Here is a 13,811-nt window from a genome sequence, read left to right as displayed (position 1 = left end):
CGTTGTGTGGCAGATGAGGGTCAGGCGGCGATCGTCTCGGTGGTTGCCGGCGATGCGGAGTCGACGAGGGATGCGGCGATGCGCCTGGGCGCATCCCTCGGCCCGGGCGCGGTGACCGCGCCTTGCGAGGCGGAACTGACGTCGCGTGCGTACTTGGCCAGGACGCCGGTGGTCACGCGCGGTGCGATCGTCACCGGCGTGCGTTGCGACAGTTCGGCATCCACGTCGATGCGGCGCGAGGCGACGTCGATGGTCACCATGTCGCCATCGCGCAGACGCGCCAGCGGCCCGCCGCGCGCCGCTTCCGGCGCGACGTGGCCGACCATGAAGCCGTGGGTGGCGCCGCTGAAGCGGCCGTCGGTCACCAGCGCAACGTCGTTGCCCAGGCCCTGGCCGACCAGCGCGGCGGTGACCGCGAGCATCTCGCGCATGCCGGGGCCGCCGGCAGGCCCTTCAAAGCGGATCACGACCACGTCCCCGGGCTGGATGCCACGCGCCTGCACCGCGGCGAAGGCGGCTTCTTCCGAGTCGAACACGCGCGCAGGCCCGGCATGGCGCATGCGGCCGTGGCCGGCGAGCTTGACGATGCAACCCTCCGGCGCGAGGTCGCCGTACAGGATGGAATAACCGCCGCGTGGCTTGATCGGGTCGGCGATGGGCCGCACCACGTCCTGCACCTCGGCCATGCGCGCATCCGTCAGTTCCTCGAAGAACGAGCGGCCGGTGACGGTCGGAATGTCGGCGATCAGGCCGGCCGTCTTCAGTTCGCGCGCCACCAGCGCCGCGCCGCCGAAGTCGAACATCTCGGCCGCGGTGTAGCGACCGCCCGGTTTCAGATCCGCGATCACCGGCGTGGACGCGGCGGCCTCGAATTCCTCCAGGCCGAAGTCGACGCCGGCCTCATGCGCGATCGCCAGCAGGTGCAGAGCCGCATTGGTGGACCCGGCGGTGGCCGACACCGCGCGCGCGGCGTTGCGCAGCGCTGCGGGAGAGAGAAGGACGCGCGGTGTCGGCCCGCCATCGCGCAATTGCCGCATCACCAGTTCGCCGCATGCGCGCGCGGCTTCCGGTTTGTCCGCATGGATCGCGGGGATATCGTTGGCGCCCAGCGGCGACAGGCCCAGAAAGGTCAGCACCATCGCCATCGTATTGGCGGTGAACTGGCCGCCGCAGGCGCCGGCGCCGGGGCAGGCATGGGTTTCGATGCGCTTGAGTTCGGCGTCGTCGATGCGCCCCGCTGAATGCGCGCCGACCGCTTCGAACACGTCCTGGACGGTCAGCGCCTTGTCTTCGCCGGTGCCGCGCTTCGACGGACAGTGCCCCGGCATGATCGTGCCGCCGTAGAGGATCACGGTGGGAATATCCAGGCGCGCGGCGGCCATCGCCGCGGCTGGGATGGTCTTGTCGCAACCCACCAGCAGCACCATCGCGTCCAGGCAGTGGCCCGAGACGGCCAGTTCGATCGAATCGGCGATGGTTTCGCGCGAGGCCAGCGAGGCGCGCATGCCGTCGCTGCCCATGGCGATGCCGTCGGTGACGGCGATGGTGTTGAACTCGACCGGCGTGCCGCCGCCGTCCTGCACGCCGCGGCGCACGTGTTGCGCCAGCTCGCGCAGGGTGATGTTGCAGGGAGAAACGTCGGACCAGGTGTGCACCACCGCGACGAAAGGTTTCGCGATCGCTTCATCGTCGAGCCCGGTCGCGCGCAGCATCGCGCGTGCCGGGGCGTGGGCGGAGCCTTGTTTGATTGCGTCGCTGCGCACTGAAGAGGTTCCTGTGGAAACCAACGTGTCCGAAACGAAAAACCCCGCGCCTTCTGGGCGCGGGGTCTTGGTTTCTTCAACCTTGGGTCTGTTAGTTACGCAAACCCGATCCCCGCGCCAGATTGGACGGTAATAAGGACGAGTACGAGGACGAGCGCTGCGAGGCCGGACAGCACCAGAGACACGTCGGGCGACATGGCCTGAAGGGTCTGCGGCAGGGTGCTGCGCTGCGTCATGGTGGCAGGGAAACATGTCCCCGCGCGGAATGTCAACAGTTTCGATTAGAACTTTTCGCCATGAAGCGCGAGTTGTCCCCGCGGCTGTGCCTGCGATCACGTGTGGCCTCGGACGACGACGCTCGCTGGGGCCGTTGCATCCGGAAGTGGTTTCAGCAGAAATCTTCGACCAGAACTTCCCGCAGCGCCATGTCGTTCGCCGCGAGCGGTTGTGCGCTGGCCGGTCGCGCCAGGCATTCGGCGAATGCCGGCGGCAGCGCGATCACATGGCCGACCAGCGGCTCCACGATGCTCTCGAACTTGGCCGGATGCGCGGTCGCCACCACCGCCCAGGTCCGGGTGTCGCCCCCGGCCCGCAGCCGTTCGAGCACGCGCAGCCCGGTCGCGGTGTGCGGGCAGGGCACGATGCCGTGGCGTGCCGGTGCCTGCCGGATCGCATCGCGGATGGCCTCGTCATCCACCACGTCCGCGGTCATGGCAGTGCGCAGCGCGGCATCACTGGCATGCCAATGGCGCAGGCGTTCGAAGTTGCTCGGTGCGGCGACGTCCATCGCATTCGCCAGGGTCGGCCGCACGGGTCGCGGCTGATATTCGCCGCCGCCGAAGTAGCGCGACAGGGTGTCGTTGGCGTTGGTCGACAGCCGGATCCCGTGGATCGGCGCGCCCATGCGCTGCGCGAGCAGGCAGGCGCAGGCGTTGCCCAGGTTGCCGGTGGGCACGATGAAGCCCAGCGCGGTGCCATGGGCCGCATGGTGTCGCGCGGCGGCCTGCGCGTAATAAGCCGCCTGCGGCAGCAGCCGGCCCAGGCTGATGCTGTTGGCGGTGGTCAGCGGCCGGCGTGCGCGCAGGGCGGGGTCGGCCAGGGCCGCCTTGGCCATGCGCTGGCAGTCGTCGAAGCTGCCGGCCACGCGGTAGGCGCGCACGTTGTCGCCCCAGCAGCCCAGGCCGTGGGCCTGGCGCGGCGACACACCGCCGTCCGGATACAGGATCACCACCTCGAAACCCGGGCGTCGGTGGAACGCCGCAGCGACTGCGGCGCCGGTATCGCCAGAGGTGGCGACAAGGATCGTGGTCGGCGGCGCGCCGTCGGTGCGCAGTGCTTCGAGCGCGGCGGCCAGGAAGCGCGCCGCGTAATCCTTGAACGCGGCCGTCGGCCCGTGGAACAGCTCCAGCAGGAAGTCGCCCTGACCCGCCAGCGGACGCAGCGGCGCGTCGAAGGCGAAGGCTTTCGTGCACAACGCTTCGAGCCGCGGCTGCAGCGTCGAGCCCTGCAGGTAGGGCGCGAGCACGCGCGCTGCCATGCTGGCGAGCGATACGGCAGGGGAGGTCAGGTCCACCGTCGGAATGTGCCTGGGCACGTACAGGCCGCCGTCTGGTGCCAGCCCTGCCACCAGCGCAGCCTCGATGCCAACTTCCGGCGCGTCGCCTCGGGTGCTGATGTAGCGCATCGATTCGGCGGCGCTCATGCGATCAGGTCCGCGCGCGGGCCGGCGACCGGGGAGACGTAAGCGCGCGCATCGAAGCCGCTGTCCACGAAGGCGGCCCGCATCGCCGGCGCCGCAGCTTCGGCCTCCTGCTGCGATGCGAACCAGGCGAACACGCTGGGTCCGGCGCCGGAAATGCTGGCGCCGAGCGCGCCGTGTTCGAGTGCAGCCGCCTTGACCTGGGGAAAGCCGGGAATCAGCGCGGCGCGCCGGGGTTCGACCAGCAGGTCGCGTAGCCCGGCGCGGACCAGGTCGAGATCGCCCGTGTGCAGGCCGCTGATGAACTGGGCGAGGCAGGCGCCATGGGCGACGATCGCGGGCAGCGGATAAGGCTCTACGAGCACCGCGCGCGCGCGCCGGGTCTCCAGCACCTGGTCCGGATGCACCACCACCGCATGCAGGCCCGGCGGCACCGGCAGCGCCACCATCCGCGATGGCAGGGCCATGACCACGCCGCCAAGCAGCATCGGCGCTACGTTGTCGCCGTGGCGGCTGCCGGTCGACGCCGCTTCGCCCTCCAGCGCGAAGGCATACAGCGCCTCGCGCGGCAGCGGCGCATCGAGCAGCGCGTTCGCCGCCACGAGTGCGGCCACGCACGAGGCCGCCGAACCGCCCAGCCCGGAGCCGAGCGGGATGCCTTTCTCGAGCGTCAGCGCGAAGCCGTGCGCCAGGCCCAGGGCTTCGCGCATCGCCATCAACGCGCGCCCGGCGGTATTGGCGGTAGCGTCGAGCGGAATCGAGGCCGCGCCGGCAACGTCGCCCGCGACCGCGTCGATCCTGACCACGGGCGCGTCGATGCGCGCGACGCTGGCGATGTCGCGAGGCCCGTCGATTGAATGCCCCAGCAGGTCGAAGCCCACGCCGATGTTGCCGACGCTGGCGGGCGCGAAAGCTCGGACGCTGTGGCTCATGCGTAACGCCCGTCGGTGGCGCCGAGCGCGTTGGCGATCGCCAGCACGTCGCCGAACACGCCGGCTGCGGTGACTTCCGGGCCCGCCCCCGGGCCCTGGACCACCAGCGGATTGGACGCATAACGGTCGGTGGTGAACTGCACCAGGTTGTCGGTGAGCCGCGTATGCCGGCAGGCATGGTCGGCGGGCAGTGCGACCACGCCGACCTGCGCCCTGCCGTCGCGGGTGAGCCGGGCGAGGTGGCGCAGCCCGAGGCCCGCGGACTGCGCTGCCTGCAGCCGCGCCGCCATGGGCGCATCGAGTTCGTCGAGGCGCGCCATGAATTCGTCCACGCTCACGCCCTGCAGCGATGCCGGCACCAGGCTCTCCACGTCCACGTCCTCCAGCGACAGTTGCAGGCCGGCCTCGCGCGCCAGGATCACCAGCTTGCGGGCCACGTCCAGCCCGGACAGGTCGTCGCGCGGGTCGGGCTCGGTATAGCCCAGCGCCCGCGCTTCGCGCACCAGCGCGGAGAACGGTCGGCTGCCATCGTAGCTGTTGAACAGCCAGGCCAGCGTGCCCGAGAGCATGCCGTCAACCGCGTGCAGCGCGTCGCCGGTATCGAGCAGATTGCGCAGGGTCAGGATCACCGGCAGGCCGGCGCCGACCGTGGCCTCGTAGAGGAAGCGCCCGCCGCCCGCGCGCTGCGCGGCGCGGATCGCGGCATAACGCGACCAGGCCCCGCTGCCGGCCTGCTTGTTAGGCGTGACCACGTGGATGCCGGCCGCGAGCCATTCCGGATACTTCTGCGCGGTTGCGGCGCTGGCGCTGCAGTCCACGATCAGCGCGTGCGGGATGTGGCCGGCGCGCACGTGCGCGGCGAAGGTATCCAGGTCCAGCGGCTGCGCATCGTCCGAAGCCAGTCGCTCCACCGCCACTTCCGGCGCGATGACGAAATGGTCCAGCGCCATGCGCCGGCTGTTGGCGATCGCACGCAGGCGCAGGTCCACCTGCGAGCGTTCGCGCAGTCCCGGCAGCACGGCGGCGAGCTGCGCCAGCAGGCTGCGTCCGACGTTGCCCGGCCCGATGATGCCGACCGACACGGTCTGCGGCGACAGCCAGAATGCCGAATGCGCCGCGCGCAGCGCACGGGTGGCGTCGGTTTCGGCGATGGCCACCGAGATGTTGCGCTCGCTCGCGCCCTGGGCGATGGCGCGCACGTTGACCCGCGCCTGCGCCAGCCCGCCGAGCAGGCGCGCGGCCACGCCGGGCGTGCCGACCATGCCGTCGCCGACCGCGGCGAGCACGCAGATCCCGCGCGTGACCTCGACGCCCTGCGTGCGTGCGTCGGCCATCGCCTCGCGGAATGCGCCTGCGACGGCGTCGCGCGCGCGATCGACCTGTTCGGCGCGCACGATGCAGCAGATCGAGTGCTCGGACGAGCCCTGTGAGATCATCGTTACCGACACGCCGGCGCCGTGCAGCGCCGCGAACAGGCGCTCGGCGGCGCCGGGGACGCCGACCATCCCGTTGCCGACGAGTTCGAGTACGGCCAGCCCCCGGACCAGGCTCAGCCCCTTCACCGGCGACAGCTCTGCGTCGCCTTCCGGATTCGCCGCCAGGACCCAGGTGCCTGGCGCGGCCGGGTTCAGCGAATTGCGGATGCACAGCGGGATGCCCCGCGACTGCACCGGCGCCATCGTCTGCGGGTGCAGCACCTTGGCGCCGAAATAGGCCAGCTCGCAGGCTTCCGCATACGACATCGTCGGCAGGACCAGGGCATCCGGGACCAGCCGCGGGTCGGCCGAGAGCACGCCGTCGACATCGGTCCAGATGGTCAGTTCCTGCGCATCGCACAGGTTGGCGAAGATGGCGGCGGAGTAGTCGCTGCCGTTGCGCCCCAGCGTGGTGTCGTCGCCGGAACGATCGCGTGCGATGAAGCCGGTGACGACCACGTCGCGCGCCGGATGCGCTGCGCGCCAGGCGGCAAGGCGCGCGCGGCTCGCGTCCCAGTCCACGCCGACGCCCATTTCACCGGCATGGACCACCAGCACGTCGCGCGCGTCGAGCCGGTCCCAGCCTGCGCCCAGTGCGGCCTGGACCAGGTGCGAGGACAGCAGTTCGCCTGCGCCGTGCACGCGGGCGAGCCGCGCGGGGCGGCCGGTTTCGTTCTGCAGCGCCGCGAGGTCGCCGCGCAGCCGGTCGAGTTCCGCATCAAGCGCCAGCGTCGTGGCATCGCCCAGGCCAAGCGCGCGCGCCGCGGCGTGGTGGCGATCGCGCAACGCCTCCCAGCCTGGGTGCCAGTCGCCGCCGGTTGCTGCGCGCTCGCCCAGCGCCACCAGTGCATCGGTCGTGCCCTGCATGGCCGAGACCACGACCCAGCGTGGGTGCGCGCGGTCGGGTTCGAGCAGCGCGGGCAGCGCGCCGATGCGCGTGGCGTCGGCCAGGCTGCTGCCGCCGAACTTGTGGACCCGGTGGGCAAGGAGGTCTTGCGGAACGAACGACATCGATGAAGCTCCGTTGGGGCTCCGCCGCGATGCCGGGTAGGGACGCAGCCCCACACCCGGATCGGGTGCGGAGCGGCGTGGTGGATCAGATGGACACGCCGGTCCGTACCCGGTGAGGTGGGGTACCGGTACCGGTGGTAATCGTCGCAGCAGCCGCCAGACCGGGCGCGCCGGTGCCGGGGACAGGGGTCATGCCTGGATGCATGTTGCGATGCGTCATGCACGCAGCTGAACACGCGCCTGGAGGGGCTGTCAACGGTTGCTCGGGTAACCGGCGTGGCAGCCATGCCTGGGTCCGAGCGGCCGCGTGGTCAAGTCGCCATCAAAGCGGGGTGTCGCGTCGTGCGCGAAGGTTCATTTCCCGCCCTGCGGATAAATCGCCTCACCGCGCTTGAGCATTTCCACGAAGGTCGCGATCTTCTTCTTCCGCCCCGCTTCGGTCTTCATGCTTTGGGTGCGGAAGGCCAGCGCGAACCGGTTCTTCGCGTTGAGTTTCTCCAGCATGTCCCTGGCCGCTGGCTCGGCCTCGATCGCCGCCAGCAGGTCGTCTGGAAGCTTGGTGCCCTTGATCCTGTAGGTGCGATCCCAGCGCCCGTCGGTTTTGGCCGCTTCGACTTCCTTCAGCCCGTGCTCGGTCATCCTGCCCTCCTTGATCAGGCGAGCGACATTGTCGACGTTGATCTGGCTCCAGGTGCTCTTCCTGCCGCGCTGCGTGTAGCGCTGCAGGAAGCTTTTGTCGTCGAAGCCCTTCCGGATCGCGTCGATCCAGCCCCAGCAAAGCGCCGCGTCGATCGCTTCCGCCGGGGTGATCGACTTCAGACCGGATCCGACCTTGTGGATCTTGATCCAGACCTCGCCTTGCTTGTCGTGATGCTGGCTGAGCCATCGGTAGAAGGCCTCGGCGTCCTTGAATTCGTGGATCCTGTCGGGGTCGACCTTGACGGACGGCATCTGCTTGCTCCTGGCTGCGCTGGCACCGGCCGGCAGCTTAGTGGCAGCCGGCAGCGGCGCCAAAAGGCCGCTGGTTTCGCCATCGATCGCATGGTCAAATAGCCGTCGAAGCGGGGGTACCGCGCCCATGCGCGGTTGAGACAGACCCTTCGAACCTGATCCGGTTGACACCGGCGTAGGGAAGCTTCGTGACACGCTCGCCGTGCGCGCCGCCGCTTCGTCGCGCCGCGAGGTCCTCAACTGCTACGGCGTCCAACGCGCCGCAGCGCGGGAGGAACTTCGCGGCCCAGGTCGTCATCGCGACCCCACGCAACGAAACCGGGCGACACAAATGAACGCAGTTCCCTCCGAACTCCTGCAGCAGACCGATCAGCTGTCCGAATCCGTTACCCGGCCGATCCCGGGATCGCGCAAGGTGTTCGTCGAAGGCTCGCCCCAGGCGCCGCATGGACAGGTCGTGCGCGTGGCCATGCGCGAGATTGCCCAGAGCCAGACTCCGACCCTGTTCGGCGGCGAGGACAACCCTCCCGTCACCGTCTACGACCCGTCCGGGCCCTATACCGATCCGCAGGCGCAGATCGACCTGGCCGCCGGCCTGGCACCGCTGCGCGCGCCCTGGATCGAAGCGCGCGGCGATACCGAAGTGCTGCCGCAGCTCAGCTCCGAGTTCGGGCGCGCGCGCGCGCGCGATCCGAAACTTGCCGCGGTCCGTTTTCCGGCGCGCATGCTGCCGCGCGTCGCGAAGTCCGGCGCGAACGTCACCCAGATGCACTACGCGCGCCGCGGCATCGTCACGCCGGAGATGGAATACGTCGCGATCCGCGAGAACCAGCGGATCGAAGCGGTCCGCGATGCGCGCCTGCTGTCGCAGCATCCGGGCGAAAGCTTCGGCGCCAGCATCCAGACGATCATCACCCCGGAATTCGTGCGCGACGAGATCGCGCGCGGCCGCGCCATCCTGCCCAACAACATCAACCATCCCGAAAGCGAGCCGATGATCATCGGCCGCAACTTCCTGACCAAGATCAACGCCAACATCGGCAACAGCGCGGTGTCCTCCGGCATCGCCGAGGAAGTGGAGAAGCTGGTCTGGGCGATCCGCTGGGGTGGCGACACGGTCATGGACCTGTCCACCGGCAAGCACATCCACGAAACCCGCGAGTGGATCGTGCGCAATTCGCCGGTACCGATCGGCACGGTGCCGATCTACCAGGCGCTGGAAAAGGTCGACGGTCGTGCCGAAGAACTCACCTGGGAGATCTTCCGCGACACCCTGATCGAACAGGCCGAGCAGGGCGTGGACTACTTCACCATCCACGCCGGCGTGCTGCTGCGCTACGTGCCGCTTACGGCCAAACGCGTCACCGGCATCGTCTCGCGCGGCGGTTCGATCATGGCCAAGTGGTGCCTGGCGCACCATCGCGAGAGCTTCCTCTATACGCATTTCGAGGACATCTGCGAAATCATGAAGGCCTACGACGTCGCCTTCTCGCTGGGCGACGGCCTGCGACCGGGCTGCATCGCCGACGCCAACGACGCCGCGCAGTTCGGCGAACTGGAAACGCTGGGCGAACTCACCAGGGTCGCGTGGAAGCACGACGTGCAGACCATGATCGAAGGCCCCGGCCACGTGCCGATGCAGTTGATCAAGGAGAACATGGACAAGCAGCTGGCCGAGTGCGGCGAGGCGCCGTTCTACACGCTGGGCCCGCTGACCACCGATATCGCGCCGGGCTACGACCACATTACTTCCGCGATCGGTGCGGCGATGATCGGCTGGTACGGCACCGCGATGCTCTGCTACGTGACGCCGAAGGAGCACCTGGGCCTGCCCAACCGCGAGGACGTGCGCGACGGGATCATGGCCTACAAGATCGCCGCGCATGCAGCGGATCTCGCCAAGGGCCATCCGGGTGCGCAGGTGCGCGACAACGCGCTGAGCAAGGCGCGGTTCGAGTTCCGCTGGCAGGACCAGTTCCACCTCGGGCTGGATCCGGAAAAGGCCAAGGAATTCCACGACGAGACCCTGCCCAAGGACGCGCACAAGCTCGCGCACTTCTGCTCGATGTGCGGCCCGCATTTCTGCAGCATGAAGATCACCCAGGACGTGCGCGATTACGCAGCCGCGCAGGGGGTGGACGAGGCCGCTGCGCTGGAGGCCGGGATGGCGGCCAAGTCGGCCGAATTCCGGGCCCAGGGCGCCGAGGTCTACCGGGCCGAATGAAAGCTGAAGGCTTAATCCGGAATCACCTTGCGTGGATGTCCGCGGCGTAGACTCGCGCCGTAGGTCCGACCCTTTTCCGGAGCTGGTCATGAACGCCATGCGATTCGATTTCAGGCACGTCGCGGTGCTGCTGGTCGCGCTGCTGCTTACCGCTTGCGCCACCGGCCCGCGGGTGCGCACCGATTACGATCCTTCCGCCGATTTCAGTCGCTACCGGACCTGGGGCTTCTACAAGCCGATCGCGATGGAGGAGTCCGGTTACTCCAGCTGGATCTCCGACCGGATCAAGGACGACGTGCGCCGCGAAATGGAGGCGCGCGGTTACCGCTACGTCGAGAGCGATCCGGACCTGCAGGTCAACTTCCAGGGCATCGTGCGCGAGAAGACCGACGTGTGGTCGGTTCCGCGCACGGACTACCAGTACTTCTACAGCTACCGTCGCCGCGCCTATTTCGCCATGCCGTTCTGGTACGACGACACCCAGGTCCACCAATACACCGAAGGCACGCTGACGGTCGACCTGGTGGACGCCGAGCGCAACCGGATGGTGTGGACCGGCGCCGCCATCGGCCGGGTGACCAAGCGCACGCCGCATGAGCGGCTGGCCGAGGTGGACAAGGCGATCGCCAGCATCTTCGCCCAGTACCCGTATCGCGCCGGGTCGACCGTGCCGGTTGCGACGGACTGACATTCGGCCGAATGGGTGAGTCGTCCGAAAGCGGCGTCGACGCCGGCGTCGCAGCTGCGGCGCGGCGCTCGCGGCGCTGGAGCCTGCTGGCGCGCCGGCATCCGTCCGCATTCCTGCTGGCGGCGCAGCTGCTGAGCCTGCTGCTGTATCCGCTGATGGACCAGACCCAGAGCGGCCGCCTGCTGTTCGGTGCGGTGGCGCTGGTGGTGGTGCCGCTGGCGGTCTGGGTGGTGCGCAGCGGTCCGTTCGTCAGCCTGGTCGCCTGGCTGCTGGCGCTGCCGGCAATGGCCCTGACCGTGATCGGCGTGCTGTTCGAACACGAGGCCTTGCTGCCGTTGTCGGCGATGCTGGAAGCGGCGCTGTACTTCTACGCCGCCGCGAGCCTGATCTCGTACATGCTGCACGACCACGAGGTCACCAACGATGAGCTGTTCGCCGCGGGCGCGACCTTCACCCTGCTGGCCTGGGGGTTTGCCTACGCCTATTTCGTTTGCCAGGCCTGGTACCCGGGCAGCTTTACCGGCATCGAACCCGGGCGGCCGCGGCACTGGATGGAACTGCTGTTCTACAGCTTCACCAATCTGTCCGCGACCGGGCTGGGCGATGTGCTCCCGGTCAGCTCGCCCGCGCGGGTGCTGACCATGCTCGAGCAGTTCGCGGGCGTGGGTTACATCGCCACCGTGGTGTCGCGGCTGATCGGCCTGACGATCGTGCGCGCGCGGCGCTGATCGATCAGAGCGCGCCTGCCAGAACCGCGCCTGCTAGAACCGCGCCTGCTAGAACCGCGGCTTCTGGCTGCTGCCTTCGTAGCGTTCGATCGATTCGCGCAGGACCTGGCGCGCCTCGTCGCGTCCGCCCCATCCATCGAGCTTGACCCACTTGCCGGCTTCCAGATCCTTGTAGTGCTCGAAGAAGTAACCGATGCGGTCGAGCCAGTGCTTGGGCACGTCGTCGATATGCTGGATGTGGGCGTAGCCGGGGAACACCTTGTCGATCGGCACCGCCAAAATCTTCTCGTCGTTGCCGGCTTCGTCGATCATGCGCAGCACGCCCACCGGGCGGACCTGGATCACCGAGCCGGGGATCAGGCCCAAGGGCATCAGCACCAGCACGTCGGCCGGGTCGCCGTCGCCGCACAGCGTATGCGGCACGTAGCCGTAGTTGCACGGATAGCGCATCGGGGTGGACAGCACCCGATCCACGAAGATCGCGCCGCTGGCCTTGTCGACCTCGTACTTGACCGGCTCGGCGTCCTTGGGGATCTCGATGATGACGTTGACCTCTTCCGGCGGATTGTCGCCGGTGGGAACCAGATCCAGACCCATTAGCAGCCTCATTCGTGCGCGAAGGGGCGCATTCTACGCGTCCGTGCTGCGTCGCAACACGCACCTAGGGAAAACCATACGCTAGGGTCGGCCCCAGCTTTTGCGGCTCCGTACGGCCCCGTATACCTGCGTCCGTACTCCAGGGAATGAGGCCGCAAGCGATGAGTTCCGATCCCAGTCTGTCCACCACCGCCTACGCCCCGCAGAACAGTTCCTATTGGGACGACCCGCGCGCGGACAGCGATGCGCTGAGCTCCCCGGCCGATCTGGACGCGAACGCCCTGCCGGAAGCGACCGAGAGCACCGGGATCGAGCTGATGAGCCTGCTGCCGGGCGCCGATCCCGCGATCCCCATCGACGGCAGCAGCAGCAATCCTTCGCAGCGGACCGAGGACAGCACGCCGGACGGCAAGCCGATCCAGGTCGATCCGTTGCACCAGGGTGACCAGGCCACGATCGCACGCGAGCGGACCATCGCCGGTGGTGGCTTCGGCCAGACCTATGTCAGCAGCGACCAGCTGGTGTTCACCACCACCGGCAGCGGCAACGACCAGGTCCAGGTGAGCCAGCGCGACGACGGTACGGTGGTGGTCAGTGTCAACGGCGAGGAATTCGACGTGTCGCTGGCCGAGCGCCAGGAACTCACCCTGCGCGTGGGCGCCGGCGACGACCTGATCGAAGTCGCGCCGAACGTGCGCGTCAACATCGTGGTGGACGGCGGCACGGGCGACGATGCCATCGCCACCGGCGCGGGCGACGACCGCATCGACGGCGGTGCCGGCAACGACGTGGTCACCTCCGGCGAAGGCCGCGATGACGTTTTCGGCAACACCGGCAACGACACGGTCGACGCCGGTGCGGGCGACGACGTGGTCCATGGCGGCGACGGCGAGGACGTGCTCACGGCCGGCGATGGCACCAACTTCATCGAAGCCGGCGCGGGCGACGACCAGGTCGACGGCAGCCAGGGCACGAACATGGTCTCGGCCGGCCTCGGCGACGACCGCGTCACCAGCGGCGGCGACAACAACATTTACCTGGGCAGCGGGACCGATTCGGTCGATGGCGCGACCTCAGGCGACCAGATCTATGCAGAAGAAATCGACGCGGTGCGCTTCGCCGCTGGGCAGCGCGACACCGGCCAGGTGGTGGTCAACGTCGAGATCGACCCCAGCCTGGGCACGCGCGGAGTGAAGGTCGAGGGATCCGAGTCCTTCCGCCAGCGGGTCGAAGCCGAACTCGAATTCCTGCGCAGCTCGCCCAACGGGCAGACGATGCTGGCCGAGTTCGATTCCGCCGCGGCCAGCGGCAATACCGTCACCATCCGCGAACTGGCCAACGAGCAGAACGGCTACGCGCAGACCCTCGGGCGCGGCAATGCCGAGATCCGCAACGGCCGCGCCGGCGAGGGTTCGGACGTGATCATCAGTTACAACCCGTCGTTCCACATGGCCGAGTTCCCGGCCCCGGTGGTGGTGCTCTACCACGAGATGTCGCATGCCTATAACGGCGTGACCGGCACCTTCCAGCCGGGCACCTATCGCGGCACCGGGCCGGATTCGGGCAACGTGCCCAATGCCGAACGCCAGGCGGTGGGGCTGGAGACGAGCGCAGCGCCGTTCGATTTCGATGGGGATCCGTCGACGCCGGCCACAACCCACAACCCGATCGGACTCACCGAGAACGGCATCCGCCGCGAGCTGGGCCTGCCGGACCGTCCCAACTACACGCTCTAGGGCTCAG

The 13,811-nt window shown here is 68.8% G+C and carries 10 protein-coding genes and 1 riboswitch; of the genes, 4 read left to right on the top strand and 6 right to left on the bottom strand.

Annotation, left to right across the window (positions count from 1 at the left end):
- Positions 1-20: 20 nt before the first annotated feature.
- The 5 genes from MC375_RS01130 to MC375_RS01110 all read right to left on the bottom strand — a co-directional run bounded on the left by MC375_RS01130 (position 21) and on the right by MC375_RS01110 (position 7,960).
- Positions 21-1,763, bottom strand: coding sequence for a dihydroxy-acid dehydratase (locus tag MC375_RS01130; protein ID WP_242166140.1), 1,743 nt, complete (start codon positions 1,761-1,763; stop codon positions 21-23).
- A 388-nt stretch (positions 1,764-2,151) separates the two neighbouring features.
- Positions 2,152-3,447 (bottom strand): threonine synthase, encoded by a 1,296-nt coding sequence (gene thrC / locus MC375_RS01125; RefSeq protein ID WP_242102919.1) that lies wholly within the window; start codon positions 3,445-3,447, stop codon positions 2,152-2,154.
- A 14-nt stretch (positions 3,448-3,461) separates the two neighbouring features.
- Entirely contained in the window at positions 3,462-4,394 is a 933-nt protein-coding gene (locus tag MC375_RS01120; RefSeq protein ID WP_242101440.1) for a homoserine kinase, read from the bottom strand.
- Positions 4,391-6,880, bottom strand: a complete 2,490-nt coding sequence (thrA, locus tag MC375_RS01115; protein ID WP_242101439.1) for a bifunctional aspartate kinase/homoserine dehydrogenase I — start codon at positions 6,878-6,880, stop codon at positions 4,391-4,393. Before thrA ends, MC375_RS01120 begins: the two co-directional genes overlap by 4 nt.
- 354 nt (positions 6,881-7,234) lie before the next feature.
- Complete coding sequence (locus MC375_RS01110; protein ID WP_242101438.1) at positions 7,235-7,960, bottom strand: YdeI/OmpD-associated family protein; 726 nt, start codon at positions 7,958-7,960, stop codon at positions 7,235-7,237.
- Positions 7,934-8,031: riboswitch (TPP riboswitch) on the top strand. (Overlaps the previous gene by 27 nt.)
- A 131-nt stretch (positions 8,032-8,162) precedes the next feature.
- Between MC375_RS01110 and thiC the strand changes: the two genes are divergently transcribed.
- The 3 genes from thiC (at position 8,163) to MC375_RS01095 (ending at position 11,471) form a co-directional block, all read left to right on the top strand.
- A complete protein-coding gene (thiC, locus tag MC375_RS01105) occupies positions 8,163-10,055 on the top strand; it encodes a phosphomethylpyrimidine synthase ThiC (RefSeq protein ID WP_242101437.1) in 1,893 nt (630 codons plus the stop codon).
- A gap of 88 nt (positions 10,056-10,143) precedes the next feature.
- The gene (locus MC375_RS01100) at positions 10,144-10,743 is read left to right on the top strand and encodes a DUF4136 domain-containing protein (RefSeq protein WP_242101436.1); all 600 of its coding nucleotides are present in this window, start codon (positions 10,144-10,146) and stop codon (positions 10,741-10,743) included.
- A gap of 11 nt (positions 10,744-10,754) precedes the next feature.
- Positions 10,755-11,471 carry an ion channel gene (locus MC375_RS01095; protein WP_242101435.1) on the top strand — a complete coding sequence of 239 codons (717 nt, stop codon included), beginning with the start codon at positions 10,755-10,757 and terminating at the stop codon, positions 11,469-11,471.
- Positions 11,472-11,519: 48 nt separating this feature from the next.
- Here MC375_RS01095 and ppa read toward each other — a convergent pair whose 3' ends face one another.
- A complete protein-coding gene (gene ppa, locus MC375_RS01090) occupies positions 11,520-12,068 on the bottom strand; it encodes an inorganic diphosphatase (RefSeq protein ID WP_242101434.1) in 549 nt (182 codons plus the stop codon).
- A gap of 161 nt (positions 12,069-12,229) precedes the next feature.
- Here ppa and MC375_RS01085 point away from each other — a divergent pair, with 161 nt between their 5' ends.
- Positions 12,230-13,804: a M91 family zinc metallopeptidase gene (locus tag MC375_RS01085; RefSeq protein ID WP_242101433.1), complete on the top strand. Its 1,575-nt coding sequence runs from the start codon at positions 12,230-12,232 to the stop codon at positions 13,802-13,804.
- Positions 13,805-13,811: the final 7 nt, after the last annotated feature.

The sequence above is a fragment of the Lysobacter sp. M2-1 genome (genome assembly GCF_022662495.1).
Taxonomy (GTDB): domain Bacteria; phylum Pseudomonadota; class Gammaproteobacteria; order Xanthomonadales; family Xanthomonadaceae; genus JAKPBU01.
The sequence above is the reverse complement of the archived record's forward strand: the minus strand, read 5'-3'. Positions and strand labels throughout refer to the sequence as shown.

Bases quoted from the DNA above. Each gene is read 5' to 3' on its own strand.
- MC375_RS01120 (WP_242101440.1), bottom strand. From the start codon at position 4,394: ATGAGCCACAGCGTCCGAGCTTTCGCGCCCGCCAGCGTCGGCAACATC.
- thrA (WP_242101439.1), bottom strand. From the start codon at position 6,880: ATGTCGTTCGTTCCGCAAGACCTCCTTGCCCACCGGGTCCACAAGTTC.
- thiC (WP_242101437.1), top strand. From the start codon at position 8,163: ATGAACGCAGTTCCCTCCGAACTCCTGCAGCAGACCGATCAGCTGTCC.
- ppa (WP_242101434.1), bottom strand. From the start codon at position 12,068: ATGGGTCTGGATCTGGTTCCCACCGGCGACAATCCGCCGGAAGAGGTC.
- MC375_RS01085 (WP_242101433.1), top strand. From the start codon at position 12,230: ATGAGTTCCGATCCCAGTCTGTCCACCACCGCCTACGCCCCGCAGAAC.
- MC375_RS01095 (WP_242101435.1), top strand. From the start codon at position 10,755: ATGGGTGAGTCGTCCGAAAGCGGCGTCGACGCCGGCGTCGCAGCTGCG.
- thrC (WP_242102919.1), bottom strand. From the start codon at position 3,447: ATGCGCTACATCAGCACCCGAGGCGACGCGCCGGAAGTTGGCATCGAG.
- MC375_RS01100 (WP_242101436.1), top strand. From the start codon at position 10,144: ATGAACGCCATGCGATTCGATTTCAGGCACGTCGCGGTGCTGCTGGTC.
- MC375_RS01110 (WP_242101438.1), bottom strand. From the start codon at position 7,960: ATGGGCGCGGTACCCCCGCTTCGACGGCTATTTGACCATGCGATCGAT.